A 16,918-nucleotide genomic window follows, 5' to 3' on the forward strand; every position below is an offset into this window, starting at 1 on the left:
CTGACATCAAAGGAGATAACGGTGGCAAAATTCTCGTGGCGCAAAGCGGCGCTCGTCGCAGCAGTGGTTCCATTGGTGGCCCTGAGCGCCTGTTCGAGCCAGGGTGGTAAGCCGGCAGATTCCGGGGGAGGTGCAGCGGCCGGACAAGCAGCCAGCACGGCACGCATCAAGGTGGCCCTCATTACGCACGCAGCGGCTGGTGACACCTTCTGGGACATCGTCCGCAAGGGCGCAGAGGAAGCATCGAGCAAGGACAACGTGGAACTCCTGTACACCAGCGATCCCGAAGCCGGGCGCCAGGCACAGCTTGTTCAGCAGGCCATCGACCAGAAGGTGGACGGCATTGCTGTCACACTGGCAACTCCGGACGCCTTGAAGGATGTGCTGAAGAAGGCCACCGATGCTGGTATTCCCGTGGTGAGCCTCAATGCGGGTGAATCGGTTTCCAGCAAGCTGGGCGCTTTCACGCACTTCGGATCCAACGAACAGCTCGCAGGCGAGGCAGTTGGCACGCGGCTCGCTTCAGAAGGCTACAAGCACCCTGTGTGCGTCATCCAGCAGCAAGGCCACGTGGGCCTGGAAGCTCGCTGCGCCGGCGTGAAGGCCAAGGTCCCGGCAACGGAAATCCTCTACGTTGATGGCAAGGACATGACCGCGGTCCAGTCAACGGCCACAGCGAAACTCCAGGCGTCCAAAGATGCTGATGTGATCATCGGTCTCGGCGCCCCCATCACCCTCACCCTGCTCAAGTCCGTTACTGACGCCAGCAGTTCGGCCAAGGTGGCCAGCTTCGACCTCAATGCCGATCTCGCCCAGAAGATCGTAGACGGCCAAGTGATCTTCACCGTTGACCAGCAGCCATGGCTTCAGGGCTACATGTCAGTTGATGCCCTGTGGCAGGCAAAGCGCGGCGGCTTCAAGATCGGCGGCGGGCAGCCGGTCCTGACCGGACCAACCATCGTAGACAAGACCAACGCCTCCGATGTCCTCAAGTTCGCCCAGCAGGGCGTCCGCTAGATCCAGGCATCAGGCTGCGCGGCGGGAGACCGCCGCGCAGCCTGACCAACAAGGAGTCATTCCCATGGCAAACACAGCAACCCTGCCGCCGGCGACATCGCCTGGCGACGAACGGGTCGGACGCCGTAGTCCGGTCCAAAAGTTCCTGGCAAGGCCCGAGGTCGGTGCACTGGTCGGAGCAGTTGTCCTTTTCATCTTCTTCGCGTCTGTTTCCCAGACGTTTACGCAGCCGAACGCGCTCGCCACCGTGCTGTACGGGTCCTCAACCATTGGCATCATGGCCGTAGGAGTTTCCCTGCTGATGATCGGCGGTGAGTTCGACCTTTCCACCGGTGTGGCCGTGATCTCTTCCGCCCTGACCGCCTCGCTCTTCAGCTGGAACTTCTCAATGAATGCCTGGGTTGGTGTCACGTTGGCACTGGTTGTCTCGCTGGGCATTGGATTCATCAACGGCTGGATTCTCGTCAAGACCAAACTTCCAAGCTTCATCGTCACCCTGGCGACCTTCCTCATGTTGACGGGCCTGAACCTGGCACTGACCCGCCTCATCGGCGGCAGCGTCTCCTCGCCGTCGATCTCCAAACTGGACGGGTTCGAATCGGCACGAGCGGTGTTCGCCTCCTCCATCAGCATCGGCGGCGTGGAAGTCAAGATCACAGTCTTCTTCTGGATCATCCTGGTGGCAGTGGCCTCGTGGATCCTGTTGCGCACCCGCGTTGGCAACTGGATCTTCGCAGTGGGCGGCGACGCCAATGCTGCCCGCGCAGTTGGCGTCCCTGTGACCAAGACCAAGATCGGCCTCTTCATGGCTGTTGGTTTCTGCGGCTGGATTCTGGGCATGCACAACCTCTTTGCCTTCGATGCTGTGCAGTCCGGCGAAGGTGTTGGCAACGAGTTCCTCTACATCATTGCTGCCGTCATCGGTGGATGCCTCCTGACAGGCGGCTACGGCTCGGCAGTGGGTGGCGCAATCGGTGCTTTCATCTTTGGCATGGCCAACAAGGGCATCGTGTACGCACAATGGAATCCGGACTGGTTCAAGTTCTTCCTGGGCTTGATGCTCCTGCTGGCCACCATCGTGAACCTGATCGTCAAGCGCCGGGCAGAGCTCAAGTAAGGGGCCGGAACAATGAACGCACAACAGATCGACCAGCAGACACTGCTGAAAAACGAGAAGGACCCGTTGACGCACACACCCGTGCACCTGCTTTCGCTCGAGGGAGTAGGCAAGCACTACGGCAACATCATCGCCCTGCGCGATGTCACCATGGCTGTGGACAACGGCCGGGTTACCTGCGTCCTGGGCGACAATGGCGCCGGCAAGTCAACGCTGATCAAGATCATCGCAGGCCTGCACCAGCACGACGAAGGCACCTTGCACGTGATGGGCGATGCCAGAAAGTTCAATTCGCCCAGGGACGCCCTCGACGCCGGTATCGCCACTGTCTACCAGGACCTGGCAGTGGTTCCACTGATGCCCATCTGGCGTAACTTCTTCCTTGGCTCGGAACTGATCAGCGGATTCGGTCCGTTCAAGAGCATGGATGTCCAGAAGATGAAGGACATCACGCTGAAGGAACTGGCCGAGATGGGTATCGACCTCCGCGATGTTGACCAGCCCATCGGTCAGCTCTCCGGCGGCGAGCGCCAGTGTGTCGCCATCGCCCGGGCCGTGTACTTCGGTGCGAAGGTGCTGATCCTGGATGAGCCCACGGCCGCACTTGGCGTGAAGCAGTCCGGCGTGGTGCTTCGGTACATCCTCCAGGCCCGCGACCGCGGCCTCGGTGTTATCTTCATTACCCACAACCCGCACCACGCCTTCCCTGTGGGTGACCGCTTCCTGCTGCTCAAGCGCGGCAAGTCGATCGGCTACTACGACAAGAAGGACATCACCTTGGATGAGCTGACGGCCCAAATGGCCGGCGGTGCAGAGCTCGCGGAGCTGGCCCATGAGCTGGAGCAGCTCGGCGGGCACTCCGATGCGCTCGAGGAGGTTAAGGCTGAAGTGGCGGGTGTGGCTGACGCTGCACCGGAGGGTGCCACGAAGCGGCACTAGGTTTGTTCCGCGGACTTCTGCCCGGAGCGCCTGATGGCTCCGGGCAGAGTCGTTTCCGGCACCCCCAGTGAGCGGCCCCCTGCAGCGTCCGCCTCTACCGAACCGCCGACGTCGTGCTGCGGAGTACTAGCGTCGGCTCGATGAGCTTCCGCTCCGGCTCCAACGCAGGATCGTCGATGCGGGCCAGCAGCCTTCGAGCAGCGTCCATGCCCACAAGGTCGCTTCGGTTATCGATGGACGTGAGGTTCAGGAAGCGCGACTTGGCTAACGGGGAATTGTCGTACCCGATCACCGAAATATCGTGGGGCACGGAAAGCCCACGGGCTTTGATGGCGGCGAAAGCGCCCAGCGCCATGGTGTCGTTGGCGGCGAAGATGGCGGTAGTGCCGGGGTGGTGATCGAGAAGCCAGCAAGCGGCTCCGTACCCGTCTTCTTCAGACGTTCCTTCAGTCTGGCCGATGACGACTTCGACGCCGGCAGCCTCCAGCGCGCGTTGGTAACCGGCGCGCCGGTGTGCTGACGCGCCGTCGGACCCCGAAAGGTGGCCGATGCGGCTGTGGCCCAACCCCAGCAGGTGGTCCGCTGCCATGCTGCCCCCGCGGTCGTCGTCGTTGGTTATCAGGTCCGCGCCTGTCGGGACGCCCTTCCGCCATCCGGCAACCACAGTGGGGACCCACGTTCCAGCGAGCATGGGTTCGCTGGGCTCGGCGGCCAGGACCAAGGCGTCCACGTGCATGGCCAGCAGGCCGTCTGTGGCTTCCTTGATGCGGTTCGCGCCAGGCCTGGAGTCCGCGAGCATGACGTGGTAGCCAAGATCCGAAAGGACGGATTCCATACCCCGGAGGAGATCCACGAACCAGGGGTTCCGGTAATCGTCGATCACCAGGCCGATGCTCTTGGTGCGGTGGCTGGCAAGAGTGGTGGCAGCCCGGCTTGGCCGGTAGCCCAAATCGTGTATCGCCTTTTGGACGGCTTGCCTACGCTTTTCGCTGATCCTCGCCGGGTCCTTGAGGAACAAGGAAACCAACGACGGCGAGACTCCGGCCTGCGTGGCGACGTCGTAGAGGGTGGGGCGTCGAGTCTGTGCGTTGTTCAACGGAATCGGTGTGCCTTTCGTGTCTGTCCTTGAGGATAGTCGCTTAAGGATTGACAGGACATATGGACATAGCTACGCTCAAACCCAGTGCAAAAATTGTAGCGCTACAAAATGCCGCTTATGCCTCATGGTACGCGGCAGCGTGGGCTTTGCAGGCATGGCCGGCAAAGGCCACGCTGCCGCGTACCGCACGGCATCTGCCCTCTACAGCCCGGTACTGCCACAGCTCCGCCTCGTCTCGATTGGCGACGTGAATGCTGAATTTGGGTCTCTGGCTGCCCGACGTTTTGGATACGAGCGCAACGATACGTGCTGGCAGGCAATCGCCGAGGCTGGTGACATTGACGTGGTGAGCGTGGTCATCGCCAACTCCCTCCACCGCGAAGTCGTGGAAGGCCTGCTCGCCGCCGGCAAGCACGTGCTGTGCGAGAAGCCGCTCAGCGATACCCTGGCCGATGCCCGCGCCATGGCAGACGCCGCCCGGCAAGCAGAGGCACGTGGAACGCTTGCCCGCATCGGCTTCACCTTTCGCCGGACTCCGGGCATCGCCTACATCCGTGACCTGATCCAGAACGGCGTTCTCGGGAACGTCCTGCACTTCAGTGGCAGGTACTGGACCGACTACGGCTTCAGCCCCACGGCGCCCATGAGCTGGCGATACAAAGGCGGGCCCGGCTCCGGTGCGCTGGCCGACGTCGGAAGTCACCTGACGTACGTATCCGAATTCCTGTGCGGCGATATCAAGTCCATCAGCGGTGGCCGGCTCGCCACGGCGATTGCCAAGCGCCCTCTTCCGCTGAGTGCCGTGATGGGTCACGATCACGTGGCCGTCAGCGACACGTTCGAAGCGGTCGAGAATGACGACTACGCAGCCTTCAACGCAGAGTTCACCAACGGCGCCGGAAGCTTCGAGGTCTCCCGCGTTGCAGCCGGCCATGCCAACAGCCTCCAGTTCGAGGTCTTCTGCGAGAACGGCGCCGCCAAGTTCGATCAGCGCCGCCCGGCCGAAATCCAGCTGTTCCTCAATGACGGCTCAGGTATCGAGAACGGTTACCGCCAAGTCATCCTCGGCCCGGGCCACCCGTACATCGCCGGCGGACTCGCCATGGACGCCCCGGAAGTTGGCTTTGGCCAGAACGACGCATTCGGCTATCAGGCCCGAGCGTTCCTCGAAGAAGTTGCCGGGCTCAACGCAGAAGCATCCCTGCCTCGCTGCGCCACCTTCGATGAAGGCGTCCGCAACATGGAACTCCTCAATGCAGTCACCGAATCCAGCCTGAACAACGGAAAGAAGATCACGCTATGAAGCTCGGCGTCTACAACGCGATCCTGCACGACCGCCCGCTTCCCGAAGCGCTGAAGGTCATAGCTGATCTTGGCCTCACGGGCATTGAGATCAACACCGGTGGATTCCTGCCCGCCGTGCACATCCCCACCTTTGACCAGATTCTGGAAAGCGACGCAGCGCGCGACGACTATCTGGCGATCTTCGAGGGCACCGGCGTTTCCATCGCTGGCCTGAACTGCAATGGCAATCCGCTGCATCCCAAGCGCGAAATCGGTGAGAAGCATGCCGAAGACATCCGCCGCTCCATTCGCCTGGCCCATCGCCTCGGCCAGAACCGGGTTGTAACCATGTCCGGCCTGCCGGGCGGCGAGCTAGGAGCGACCACCGTCAACTGGGTAGTCAACGCCTGGAACTCCGCGGCCCTGGACGTGCTGGATTATCAGTGGGATGTGGCCGCTGCGTTCTGGAAGGAAACGGACCGCCTTGCTGCTGATCACGGCGTCAAGGTGGCGCTGGAACTGCACCCGCAGAACCTCGTCTTCAACACCGCTGATGTCTACAAACTCATCGAGCTCACCGGTGCCACCCATGTTGGTGTCGAACTCGATGCTTCGCACCTCTTCTGGCAGCAGATGGACCCTGTGGCTGTGGTCCGCGAACTTGGCCCATTGGTGTTCCAGGCAGCAGCGAAGGACGTCCGCGTGAACAAGGACAACGCTGCGCTGTACGGAGTTTTGGACAACGGCTTCCGACGGCTTTCACCCGAGGAAAACCGCACCAACCTGGGCGGCGACGAGTGGGCCAACGAATGGCCCAAGAACTCGGCCTGGGACTTCGTTGCCTTGGGCCGTGGACACGATACGGCCTTTTGGACAGAGTTCCTCCGGGCGCTCCATGAGGTTGATCCCAACATGCTGGTGAACATCGAACACGAGGACGTTTCCCTGGGTCGCATTGAAGGACTTGAAGTGGCGACGCAGGTCCTTAAGGATGCTGACGCGGCGTTGGAAGCGTCACTGAACGCTTCTGCCGTTGGGCCATTTGACAGGACAAACTGACAAGGTTTAGTGTCGCCTCAAGAATCCCTCTTAAGACTCAACTTCTGCTGCACTGACGGAGACAGATAATGATGAAGCAAGTGACCCTCGGCCTGGTGGGTGTCGGTCGGATTGGCGTAATGCACGCCAAGAACATCAGCGCGCTCAACCACGTCCTGAACCCGGAGGGTGTCCAGGTCCAACTCAAGCTGACCGACGTGGCGGAGGAACACGCCCGATCCGTGGCTGCTGAATGTGGAGCGGAATTCCTTGGTTCGGTGGCGGAGTTGATCACCTCGGGTGTGGATGGACTGGTGATCGCCACCGGCACGGCGACACACCCGGACCTCATCCGCGCCGGTGTGGATGCTGGGATTCCCGTGTTCTGCGAGAAGCCGGTGGCCGTGAATGTCGCCCAGTCCCTGCCGGTCCTTGAGTACATCCGGGAGAAGGGTGGAACCGTGCAGATCGGCCACCAACGCCGCTTCGACGCCGGCTACCTGGAAGCCAAGCGGGCCTACGAAGCCGGAGAATTGGGCTGGATCCACTCCGTCCGTGCCCTCACATGCGACATGACACCGCCGCCGGTCCAATTCCTGGCAACCTCGGGCGGCCTGTTCCGAGATTGCTCCGTGCACGATTTCGACATCCTTCGCTGGCTCACGGGCAAGGAAATCGTGGAGGTCTACGCCAAGGGCTCCAACAATGGCGACCCCGCAATCGGTGAGGTGGGCGACGTCGATACCGCCCTGGCGGTAGTAACGTTCGACGACGGCACGGTAGGCACGGTCTCAGCCAGCCGTTACAACGGGGCCGGGCATGATGTCCGGCTGGAACTCCAAGGCTCTGATGGCTCAGTGGTGGTTGGCATGGACGAACAGATGGCTGTCCGCTCGGCCGAGCCAGGGGTTGCGTTCCCGTTCGGCAACTCCCACAAGACCTTTGCCGAACGCTTCGACCAGGCGTACCGCTCCGAGATGGCTGCGTTTGTGGAATTGGTCCTCGGGGAACGCAAGAATCCGTGCACTCCCGAGGACGCTGTCGCTGCTTCCAAGGTGGCCGACGCCGCCCAGGAATCCCTCGAAACCGGCGTCCCCGTCCGCGTCGCCCCCTGATCTTCTCTCACATCCTGCGCCTTTTTCCCTGATCTTCTCTCACATCCTGCGGGATTGCCGGCGTTCCTCTCTCCCTTGCTTCAGGAAAGCCACGACGTCGGCACCTGACCTGAGTGCCGACGTCGGGACTTGCCGCGCGGGACGTGAGAGAGGATCGGCCGAAAGGGGCCTCGATGTGAGAGAGGATCGGGCGAAAGGGGCCTCGATGTGAGAGAGGATCGGTCAGGTAGCTGCTGTCAAGGTGGGCGGACGCCGCCCAGGAATCCTTTAAAACTGGCGTCCGGGTCCGCGTCGCCGCCTGATCTTCTCTCACGTCCTGCGGCTTTTTCCCCGATGTTCTCTCACATCCTGATGGATTGGCGGCGTTCGTCTCTCCCTTGCTTCAGTAAAGCCACGACGTCGGCACCTGACCTGAGTGCGGACGTCGGGACCTACCGCTGCGGGACGTGAGCGAGGATCGGGCGAAAGGTGGCCCGATGTGAGAGAGGATCGGGCGGAAGGGGCCTCGATGTGAGAGAGGATCGGGCGGGAGGGGCGTCGATGTGAGAGAGGATCGGACGTAGCTGACGCGGGCCGGATGAGTCTGGGGGAAAACTCCGACCCGCGCCAGGTCTATGGGGGGCTGATCAGCCGATGACCTTCATGGCCTGCCAACCCGTGCCGAGGCTAACGGGCGGAACGTTGCTGAGCGTTCCGCTTCCCGATCCGGGATAGAGCCACAAAGTGTCTCCGATGCGGCCTACGACGTCGTTCTTACCGTCGCCGTCAAGGTCCCGTGGTCCGGCCAGCGCAGTGCGGGTTCCCCAGCCCGTCCCGATCTGCGTCCATTGCAGCCAGCCCCCGGAACCATTGCCCGGATATAGCCATAATGCGCCTGTATCAGTGCGCCGCGCCAGTACATCTGCCTTGCCGTCACCATTGAAATCGCCGCTGCTGAAGATGGAGTTCATGACGCCCCAACCCCAGCCGACGGTATAGGGGGTCCGCTGTCCTCCAGCGCCATTTCCTTCATACAAACGGAGGTCGCCGTTGCTGCGACGTGCCATGAGATCGGGAATACCGTCACCGCTGAAATCCCCTGGTGAGAAGATCTGCGTCATGGTGCTCCAACCGATGCTGACCTGCTTCCGGGCGCCAAAGCTGCCGGCGCCATCACCGGGGTAGAACCATAGGACGTCCCCGGATCGTGCCAGGACGTCGGGCTTCCCGTCGCTGTTGAAATCGCCCGGGGTGATGGTGTCCGTGTTGGCTGACCAGGCGGGTGCAGGCAAGGCGAGTTGCCGTGGGCCGAGTCCACCTGCGCCGTTGCCGGGATACAGGTACAGGTTCCCGGCGGTATCAGCCGCCAGGACGTCAGCGCGGCCGTCACCGTTGAAGTCATGGGCCGACGGCGGTCCGGCTGCGGGAACGGTGTACGTCTGGGTGCCCACGGGCGAGGTGTTGCCTGCGGTATCCACGCCTATGTATTTGAGCGTCAGCGTGGAGCTGCCCATCACAATCGGGCTGGAGTACTTGATGTTGGTAGCAGATTCCGTGGCCGTGGGGGTGCTGCCGTTCGTCGTGTAATAGATGGCCGCCCCAGGCTCGTTGGCGCTCAGCGTGATCGTGGCGCCGCTGGCCAGGGCCCGTCCGGTGGGATTGGCCGTCACAACAGGAGCCGTCGTGTCCGGCGGAATCGTGTAGGTCTGTGTTGCGACGTCGGAGGTATTTCCAGCCGTATCCTTGGCGAAGTACTTCAGGGTCATGGGGCCGGGCCCATTGAACGTTATTGGCGCGGTGTACACCAGGCCGGCTGTGAGGGGATCGGTGCCGTCTGCGGTGTAACGGATTTCCGCTGGTTCGTTGGCGGACAACGTGATGGTGGTACCTGCAGGATAGGCGCCCCCTACAGGGTTGGCTGTCACAACAGGTTTGGTGATGTCAGGGCCCGTGGAGTACGTCTGGGTGGCCACGACCGAGGAATTGTTGGCGCCGTCAACGGCGAAGTACTTCAGGGTCATCGGGCCATTCAGCGGGATGGGGCTGGCGTACTTGCTGCTCGCCGTCGTGGGGTTGCTGCCGTCCGTGGTGTAGTAGATCGTCGCCGTCTCATTGGCGGTGAGGGTGATGGATTGACCCACAGCGTATGTTCCACCCGGAGGCGTCGCAGTAACCACGGGAGCAACGTTGTCCGTGCCCAGGTACGCCTCAAACTCGGCCAGACCGGCGTTCGTGGTGGTGGAGCTTACCGAGGTGATGTTCAAACGCACAGAGCTCACGGTCTTTGCCGGGAAGTTGATGGTGAGTCCGGAGCCATTATTGGGAAGGGCAGGGACTGTCACTGTGCTTCCGTCCGAGAACAACAGGTTTCCTCCGGTGATTTGGTCCGAGAGGAGCGGCCGGTCGAACAAGGTCACCGAGTTGATGGTCCTTGTGGGGGAGAAGTTGTACTGAATCCAACTGCCTGCCTTTTCGCCGGCTGTTACCCACTCACGGGTTGCGTCCATGGGAGCGCCCCAGTCGTACCCATCCCGGGCTTTTTCCGGACTCTGGGCTGTTGCTTTCTGGGATGACGCCGTGACGGTGGTCCCTGCAGATTTTGCGGCATTGCCCACCCACTCAATGGCTGTGATGTATTGCCGCTTCAGCCACTCGTCGTAGGGGGAATCGGGGCAACCTTCGCCGGGACTGCTGCAGATATACATGTCGAAATCCGCGAATCGCACGAAGGTGTCCACCTTCGCAGTGAGTTCAGCACCCGTCACATTCTGGGGGTACTCGTCAATAACGTACGCATCGTAGGCCAGGGAAGTGTGGGGGCCGGTGTAGCTGCGCGTAGCCAACTGCGCGAATTTGGCGGTTGCCCAATGGTCGCTGTGGTCGTAGGGGTTGTTAAAGTTGCCAGTCCAATCCTGGGTACGGAACGTGGTCGGTTGGAAGTTGGCAACCAGCCGGTTCAGTGCAGTCTGGAACTGGGACTTGGTGAACGTGGCGGCATTGTCCACGGGCCTGATGGAGGAAAGCCGTCCATCCCAGAGTTTGAGAATGCTCTGGTCGTTGTACGCCGCACTGCCATCACCATTCGGGAAACCATCGGGGAGCCGCATGAACACCACAGAGATGTTGGGCGCGCCATTGAGGGTTTGCATAGTCAGCGGCCGGTTGGGAACGCCTGCGTCCGAGGTGGTCCACGAATCAGACACCCCTGCCATCTTGGAGTAACTGGCCCTGATTCCAGCTTCCAGGCCCTTCCAGTACGAAGCGCCCTCGCCGGCCTCGCCCGCAGTGGTGAACACGGTTTGGACGCAGCGTTTGGCCTGGATATCCCTCATGAAATCGGGGCTCAGGAAAATCAGGTCATCGTCCGTGTGGGCCACGATCTGCATGGCGCCGCCGGTTCCTGCGCACGGCGGTACGGCTGACACCGCAGGGGTGGCGGAAAATGCGACGAGTCCCGCGAAGGCCAGAGCCGGACTAAAGATAAAACCCAGAAGGCTGAAAAAATGGGCTTGCCGATTCGCACGACGGACGTATTTTGGACGGTCCACAACCATGCTCCTTTGAGCAGATGTTGGGCCCCCCAGCCGGCAAACTTACGACGCCCATCGGGACGTCATTCGAATGGAGTTATGCGCTAGCCGAGCTCTCAGAGGAACGGAAAGCGATGCAGTGAGCGCTACTGTACTCCTCCGGGCCGGGCCTGAACAGGGTTCCGGCACACTTCCACGAACGCTTTAAAAGGCGCCAACCGCTCCGCATCCGGAAGCTGGGAAGCTTCCGGATGCCACTGCACGGAGGCAACCCAACGGGAAGGGTCTTCAAGCGCTTCCACCGTGCCGTCGTCGGCGATCGCCGTCACCACCAGGCCTTCACCCACCCTGGCCACCGCCTGGTGATGCCCCGAGGCGATCTTGATGGAGGTCCCTTCCGGTGCGCCATAGAGCGCGGCGGTCTTCGAACCGGGTACCAGCACGACGTCGTGCCACGCCCACTCATTGGCCGTGGGATCGTCGGGATTCAGCCCGTTGTGGTTGACGGCGGAAGGTGCCATGTCCTGGATCAACGTCCCGCCGTAGAGCACGTTCAACAACTGATGGCCGCGGCAGATCCCCAGCAGCGGAAGGCCGGCGTCGATCGTTGCCCGGGCGATGTCAATGTCCAAATGGTCCTGCTCGGGGTTGACGTCATAGACCGAATCCTCCGGGTCCTGGCCATAAAGACGCGGTTCCAGGTCCCCGCCACCGGGCAGCAGCACGCCGTCGAGCGTTTTCATGACGGAGGCCAGACGCCCGGCGCTGTCGGCCGAAACGGGGGTCAGCAACACCGGCTGTGCACCGGCTTCACGGAGCAAATCCACAATAAAGGTGAACAGTTGGTTGGCTTCGCCCACGCGGGCGTCGGGATTGTCCGAGCTGCTCAGGCGGACCGGAACTCCGATACGCGGCCGGGCGAAAGCGCCGTCATCTGAAGTCTTCATGCTTCATCATGCAACGGAACATCGCCCTGCGCGTAAACGGGACTCAGGCCGTTCGGCACTACTACGCTGATGCCATGAATCCCTCCGGTGCCTTGAACCCAAGTCCACGGACGCTCGACGTCGAAAGCATCGTCCATTTTGACAAGCTGGTCAGTTCCGGGGCCGGGTCCATGCACGGCTGGCACGCACAGTCGCTGGACCTTCGCGGACGCTCCCGGGAACTAAAAATGATGGACCCGCAGGGCGCTATCTTCCTGGGATGCACTTTCGACGACGGCATCGAGGAGAGCCTTCGAAGCCGCGGCGCGCTCATCTTTCCCAAGATGCGCGGCGTGCCGTTCAACCCGTATCGCGGCACCCTCTACACGGCCAGGGAACTCTACGAGGACATTTCCACTACCGAGTACGAAGCCACCCTGGACGCGAGGATTTATGAGTGGAGCATCCTTCCGGGCAAGCGGGCAAGCCTGGACGCGACGCTCGCCGCAGCCCTCCACGACCACGCCATTGGCGATGCCCTGGACGAACTGCTGCAAGACGGTGAGCTATCCGGTACCAAGCTGGTAGGCGTCATGGGAGGACACGCCGCCCAGCGCGGAACCAAGGAATTCGCCGACGCCGCGCGGCTGGGTCGCCTGCTGGCGCAAGCCGGATTCACGGTAGCAACCGGCGGTGGCCCCGGTGCGATGGAAGCAGCCAACATGGGCGCCTACCTCAGCGGACTGCCCGACGCCGATTCCAGCGCAGCGGTTCAAACGCTCGCTTCCGTACCGGGGTTCAGGCCCTCGGTGACGGCTTGGGCGCGGCAAGCAGCCGCCGTCGTCGAACGTTACCCGGAAGGCACCGCGACGCTCGGCATACCCACGTGGTTCTACGGCCACGAGCCACCAAACCTGTTCGCAACCCACATCGCGAAGTACTTCGCCAACGCGATCCGGGAAGCGATCCTCCTGGAGCTTTGCAACGGCGGGATCGTGTTCCTGCCGGGTTCCGCCGGAACCGTGCAGGAGATCTTCCAGGACGCCTGCGAAAACTATTACGGCGCTCCCGAAACCATCACTCCCATGGTCCTGGTGGGCCGCGATCATTGGGAACAGACCTACCCGGCGTGGCCGATGCTGCGGAGCCTCGCTGCCGGGAGGCCCATGGCGGAGAGGATCTTCCTGGTGGACACTGTGGAGGATGCGCTCGCAGTGGTGGCCGGCTAGAAATCTTTGCTAGAAGTCCTTACTGCAGGGGCCGGAGCCGAGTTGGGCAAGGCCCGTCTTGTCCCCGGCGGCGTACTCTCGAACCCACGAGGCTTGGTCGTACATCAGTTGGCGGGGGTCATCCACATGGTCCAAACCAAGAACGTGTCCGAGTTCGTGCATGATCACAGCTGTGCCCACTTCCTTGCCTTGGGGTGAGTCCATGATCCCGGCGAACTGGGGTGCATCCAACGATACCGAGCCAGTCACGTAGGCCTTATAGCCGTTGCTCAGGCCGATGGAAGAGCTTCCGCCCAAGCCGACCGTTTGCCCGGTCAGCCGAGGCACCTGCTCTGGTGTAGTCCAGGCAATGAGCACAGGCGCCCAGCGGTCACCGTAAGTGGTGGGCTGGTAGCCGGCCCTGTTGGTGCTCGGGATTTCGGACGTCGGACCGTCATAAATGAACTGCAGCCCGGAGGCGAGGCTGGCCTGCCGGACGGCGTCCTCCACCATGGAATACCAACTCGTTGGGGCCAGATCCGAGTTGACCACGTAGTGGATCGGTCTGCAAGGGGAGTATGCCAGGGGAGTTCCGTCTGCTTTGACGGCCAGGAATTTGTAGGAAGTGCTGGTTCGCTGCAATGGCGCCGGCGTCCCCAGTGGCGCGTCGGCTTCTTCAAAGCCGGGCAGCGGATCCTGACGCTGGCCAAAGGGAACCAGCCCGGGGTGCGGCGCTTGGCTCTGCGTCGTGGAATCGGACCAGAACTTTTGCAGTTCGCCGCTGAAGTAGGCGCCGGCGCAGACCAAACCGAGGATGCCGAACAGGAACAGGATGGCCGCGATGCTGCTGTGTTTGATGGGCGGCCTGGGCGGCGGCGTGGCATGCTGCTGATAAGGCGGCGGGGGATAGGGGTCTGGCCTCTCCGGCGACCCATAAGGTTCCATCGAACCCCCTCACGGGACGGCCCAATCGGACGGTGAGCGCCGCCGTCGGCCGCTTCCGTCAGGATAGAACCGATGGCGCGGTGAGTCCATGGCGGTGAGGCCAAGCTTCGGAGCTTCAGATGTCCTTGCGGCAAGGAGCCGAGGCCAGGAGGTGGAGGCCGTTCAGGTCGCCGGCGGCCAATCCGTCAGGGGCGCCGATCTCCGGGTACATCAGCTGAATGGGATCATCAACATGATCCAAACCCATGACGTGCCCCAGCTCGTGCTGCATAACGGCCAGCACATAGTCCGAACCGCCGTCCTCCGCAAGAAGCTCCGCTACTTGCGGGGTGTCGAGCTCCAGGCTGCCCGTGATGTAGCTCTTGGCACCATTATTCAGTGAGTACATGGTGCTGCCGCCCGTACCGATGACGCTGTCAGCCAGCGCTGGAGCCGTCTCAGGTGTGGTCCATGAAATCAGCAAGGGCGCCCACCGGTCGCCGTACTTGGACGGTTGGTACGGTTCGCGTTTCGCTGTGGGGAGTTCGTCGGTGCTGCCATCGTTGACGAACTGGATTCCGGACGCCGCGGAAATATTGGCGATTGCGGTGGCAAGCAGTGCATCCGTACCCTCCGGTGCAGTGGCGTCGTTTACCACGTAGTGCAAGGGTCGGCACGGCGAGTACCCAACCGGGGTGCCGTCGTCGTTGGTTGCAAGGAACTTGTATGAATTGCTGGCGTTAGCTGGTGGCAGTGGCGACGCCAGCGGGGCGTCCGCCTCCTCGATTCCTGGAGGCGGCGCGTCCAAGGCACGGGCCGGGGTCTGCTGGATCGGCTCGCTCTTGGGCGAATTGGGCAGGGCCACGCCCGGAAACAGCCCGACGATTCGCGGATCGCCGTGGAGCAAACCGCTGACAAGGACAGCCACGACAGCGGCGACACCGGCCATGAGGACGCCGCGAAGAATTCGGAGGGTTGTGCCCGCACGACGGTGTTTTGGCGCGCGCAACGGCGGCTGCTCCGAATCCACGGTTCTCCATTCCCTACGCCCCGGTCACGCGGGGCCGCGCGGAGGACGAACCAACATTACCGCCTAGACGATCATCGTTCCGAACGCGAGGCCAAGCGCGTAGGTGGCGGCCGCAGCACCCAGGCCGATCGCCAACTGCCGGAAGCCGCGGCTCAGCGGTGAGGTCCCGGACAACAGTCCGACGACGGCGCCAGTCGCCAGGAGCGCGATCCCCACCAAAACACCGGCTACTGTCAGCGCCGCCACACCCGTCATGCCGAAAATAAACGGAAGGATGGGCACGATGGCTCCGGAAGCGAAGAAGCAGAAGCTGGACATCGCGGCACCCCACGCAGACCCCACGGTTTCGTGGTCGTCAGCGGGTTGCTCCTTCTCCGGTTGCAAGGAAAGGCTTGGATCGCAGTCACAGCTGAAGAGTCCCATGCGTTCGGCCGCGCGGTGCTCGGCGGCCTCGCGGGTCATGCCCCTGGCCAGGTAGACCAACACGAGCTCGTTGTGCTCGATGTCCAGAGAAGGCGCGGCAGTGAGGGTAGCCTGCGTGGGCAGGGTGGCGTTGAGCAACTCCCGTTGCGAGCGGACCGAAACGTACTCACCGGCACCCATGGACAGGGCACCGGCCAGCAAACCCGCCACGCCACTCATGAGGACCACAGGGCTGGGAACGCCCGTTGCTGCCATGCCCATAACCAGTGAAAGGTTGCTCACCAAGCCATCGTTGGCACCAAAAACAGCGGCACGGAAGGTACCGGAGAGCCTGTTGCGTCCACGGGTAGCGAGGCCCCGGACAACTTCTTCGTGGATTTGTTCGTCGGCAACCATGGCCGGGGTCGCGGCAGGCTCGGCACCGTAAGGGGAGCGGCCTTCCGCGCGCTGAGCCAACGCGAGCACGAAAACGGAACCGAAGTGCCGTGCCAGGAAGCCAAGTAGCTGGCTACGGGTGGAGGCACCCTTCGGCATTCCAGCATGCTCTCCGAGCAGCTTGAGCCAGTGTGCCTCATGCCTTCCCTCGGCCTCGGCCAAGGCGAGCAGGATCTGGCGTTCCTCGCCGTCACGACGCTGGGCGAGCTCCCGGTAGACGGCGGCTTCGGCGCGCTCATCGGCCAGGTATTGACGCCAGCGCCTGATGTCCGCAAGCGTGGGCGGGACTGGTTGGGGCGGTGTTCCGGATCCGGGGGTGGGGTCCGGAGCGGGGCTCGACGAACCGTGGTATTCCTGGTGCTTTTGCACTTTCTCTCCTGTGCTGGGTGGGGTAGTTGCGGCCCCATTGCAACGCCCACTGTACCGCTTATTGGCGCGGATTTTTGGCCGGTATTCCTTAGCGGGAATGTTCGGCGTGCCTTAATTTTGGGCGCTATCCACGCATGCCTTGACCCTCTTCAAGCACAGTGCTCAGATGGAAGGACAGGGGCGGGGGCCCTCCCCGTACTCGTCTCAGCAGGCTGCTTGCCAGCCCACCAGACGGAGGTTGCAGCATGGACACCACCGAACCGCACGCCAACCACCCGGAGCGGGAGACCATCGAGTCGGACCCCGCGTACGACTACAGCGAAGACCAGGAAGTCGACGAACCCTGGGTGGAGGAAATCGACGTCCCGGATGACGACGAGCGGGTTGTTCCCCTGGATGAAACCGAAGAATTCCGTGGGGAAGAAGACGAAGAATTCTAAGCGTCCTCCAAGTGGGTCCTGCAACTCGGGAACCCAAGGTAAAGC

The 16,918-nt window shown here is 62.5% G+C and carries 14 protein-coding genes; 8 read left to right on the forward strand and 6 right to left on the reverse strand.

The genetic code is table 11. From position 1 onward, the window contains the following. Positions 1 to 21: 21 nt before the first annotated feature. From AC1DD5_RS09040 to AC1DD5_RS09050, 3 genes are all read left to right on the forward strand, one after another. Complete coding sequence (locus tag AC1DD5_RS09040; protein ID WP_477521180.1) at positions 22 to 1,017, forward strand: substrate-binding domain-containing protein; 996 nt, start codon at positions 22 to 24, stop codon at positions 1,015 to 1,017. 64 nt (positions 1,018 to 1,081) lie between these two features. Further along, positions 1,082 to 2,134, forward strand: coding sequence for an ABC transporter permease (locus tag AC1DD5_RS09045; RefSeq protein WP_477518103.1), 1,053 nt, complete (start codon positions 1,082 to 1,084; stop codon positions 2,132 to 2,134). Positions 2,135 to 2,146: 12 nt separating this feature from the next. Then, entirely contained in the window at positions 2,147 to 3,073 is a 927-nt protein-coding gene (locus AC1DD5_RS09050; protein WP_477518104.1) for an ATP-binding cassette domain-containing protein, read from the forward strand. A 94-nt stretch (positions 3,074 to 3,167) separates the two neighbouring features. On the opposite strand, the gene AC1DD5_RS09055 is transcribed toward AC1DD5_RS09050, so the two are convergent. After that, complete coding sequence (locus tag AC1DD5_RS09055; protein ID WP_477518105.1) at positions 3,168 to 4,169, reverse strand: LacI family DNA-binding transcriptional regulator; 1,002 nt, start codon at positions 4,167 to 4,169, stop codon at positions 3,168 to 3,170. Between the two features lie 127 nt (positions 4,170 to 4,296). Here AC1DD5_RS09055 and AC1DD5_RS09060 point away from each other — a divergent pair, with 127 nt between their 5' ends. The 3 genes from AC1DD5_RS09060 (at position 4,297) to AC1DD5_RS09070 (ending at position 7,609) form a co-directional block, all read left to right on the forward strand. Further along, positions 4,297 to 5,475: a Gfo/Idh/MocA family protein gene (locus AC1DD5_RS09060; protein WP_477521181.1), complete on the forward strand. Its 1,179-nt coding sequence runs from the start codon at positions 4,297 to 4,299 to the stop codon at positions 5,473 to 5,475. After that, positions 5,472 to 6,515 (forward strand): sugar phosphate isomerase/epimerase family protein, encoded by a 1,044-nt coding sequence (locus tag AC1DD5_RS09065; protein WP_477518107.1) that lies wholly within the window; start codon positions 5,472 to 5,474, stop codon positions 6,513 to 6,515. Before AC1DD5_RS09060 ends, AC1DD5_RS09065 begins: the two co-directional genes overlap by 4 nt. 71 nt (positions 6,516 to 6,586) lie before the next feature. After that, positions 6,587 to 7,609, forward strand: coding sequence for a Gfo/Idh/MocA family oxidoreductase (locus tag AC1DD5_RS09070; protein WP_477518141.1), 1,023 nt, complete (start codon positions 6,587 to 6,589; stop codon positions 7,607 to 7,609). Positions 7,610 to 8,235: 626 nt separating this feature from the next. On the opposite strand, the gene AC1DD5_RS09075 is transcribed toward AC1DD5_RS09070, so the two are convergent. Together AC1DD5_RS09075 and AC1DD5_RS09080 are read right to left on the reverse strand one after the other, a co-directional pair. Beyond that, positions 8,236 to 11,136, reverse strand: coding sequence for a chitobiase/beta-hexosaminidase C-terminal domain-containing protein (locus tag AC1DD5_RS09075; RefSeq protein WP_477521182.1), 2,901 nt, complete (start codon positions 11,134 to 11,136; stop codon positions 8,236 to 8,238). A gap of 128 nt (positions 11,137 to 11,264) precedes the next feature. Continuing rightward, positions 11,265 to 12,065, reverse strand: coding sequence for a gamma-glutamyl-gamma-aminobutyrate hydrolase family protein (locus AC1DD5_RS09080; protein WP_477521183.1), 801 nt, complete (start codon positions 12,063 to 12,065; stop codon positions 11,265 to 11,267). A 74-nt stretch (positions 12,066 to 12,139) separates the two neighbouring features. Here AC1DD5_RS09080 and AC1DD5_RS09085 point away from each other — a divergent pair, with 74 nt between their 5' ends. Next, positions 12,140 to 13,273, forward strand: coding sequence for an LOG family protein (locus AC1DD5_RS09085; protein WP_477521275.1), 1,134 nt, complete (start codon positions 12,140 to 12,142; stop codon positions 13,271 to 13,273). Between the two features lie 9 nt (positions 13,274 to 13,282). On the opposite strand, the gene AC1DD5_RS09090 is transcribed toward AC1DD5_RS09085, so the two are convergent. The 3 genes from AC1DD5_RS09090 to AC1DD5_RS09100 all read right to left on the reverse strand — a co-directional run bounded on the left by AC1DD5_RS09090 (position 13,283) and on the right by AC1DD5_RS09100 (position 16,433). Beyond that, positions 13,283 to 14,197, reverse strand: a complete 915-nt coding sequence (locus tag AC1DD5_RS09090; protein ID WP_477521184.1) for a matrixin family metalloprotease — start codon at positions 14,195 to 14,197, stop codon at positions 13,283 to 13,285. A gap of 115 nt (positions 14,198 to 14,312) precedes the next feature. Beyond that, a complete protein-coding gene (locus AC1DD5_RS09095) occupies positions 14,313 to 15,125 on the reverse strand; it encodes a matrixin family metalloprotease (RefSeq protein WP_477521276.1) in 813 nt (270 codons plus the stop codon). 144 nt (positions 15,126 to 15,269) lie between these two features. After that, positions 15,270 to 16,433, reverse strand: coding sequence for a VIT1/CCC1 transporter family protein (locus tag AC1DD5_RS09100; protein ID WP_477521185.1), 1,164 nt, complete (start codon positions 16,431 to 16,433; stop codon positions 15,270 to 15,272). 245 nt (positions 16,434 to 16,678) lie between these two features. Between AC1DD5_RS09100 and AC1DD5_RS09105 the strand changes: the two genes are divergently transcribed. Further along, positions 16,679 to 16,873 (forward strand): hypothetical protein, encoded by a 195-nt coding sequence (locus AC1DD5_RS09105; protein ID WP_442005842.1) that lies wholly within the window; start codon positions 16,679 to 16,681, stop codon positions 16,871 to 16,873. Positions 16,874 to 16,918: the final 45 nt, after the last annotated feature.

This window comes from Paenarthrobacter sp. 10L420, assembly GCF_056395385.1.

Bases quoted from the DNA above. Each gene is read 5' to 3' on its own strand.
- AC1DD5_RS09070 (WP_477518141.1), top strand. From the start codon at position 6,587: ATGAAGCAAGTGACCCTCGGCCTGGTGGGTGTCGGTCGGATTGGCGTA.
- AC1DD5_RS09045 (WP_477518103.1), top strand. From the start codon at position 1,082: ATGGCAAACACAGCAACCCTGCCGCCGGCGACATCGCCTGGCGACGAA.
- AC1DD5_RS09065 (WP_477518107.1), top strand. From the start codon at position 5,472: ATGAAGCTCGGCGTCTACAACGCGATCCTGCACGACCGCCCGCTTCCC.
- AC1DD5_RS09080 (WP_477521183.1), bottom strand. From the start codon at position 12,065: ATGAAGACTTCAGATGACGGCGCTTTCGCCCGGCCGCGTATCGGAGTT.
- AC1DD5_RS09050 (WP_477518104.1), top strand. From the start codon at position 2,147: ATGAACGCACAACAGATCGACCAGCAGACACTGCTGAAAAACGAGAAG.
- AC1DD5_RS09060 (WP_477521181.1), top strand. From the start codon at position 4,297: ATGGTACGCGGCAGCGTGGGCTTTGCAGGCATGGCCGGCAAAGGCCAC.
- AC1DD5_RS09085 (WP_477521275.1), top strand. From the start codon at position 12,140: ATGAATCCCTCCGGTGCCTTGAACCCAAGTCCACGGACGCTCGACGTC.
- AC1DD5_RS09090 (WP_477521184.1), bottom strand. From the start codon at position 14,197: ATGGAACCTTATGGGTCGCCGGAGAGGCCAGACCCCTATCCCCCGCCG.
- AC1DD5_RS09105 (WP_442005842.1), top strand. From the start codon at position 16,679: ATGGACACCACCGAACCGCACGCCAACCACCCGGAGCGGGAGACCATC.
- AC1DD5_RS09095 (WP_477521276.1), bottom strand. From the start codon at position 15,125: ATGGCCGGTGTCGCCGCTGTCGTGGCTGTCCTTGTCAGCGGTTTGCTC.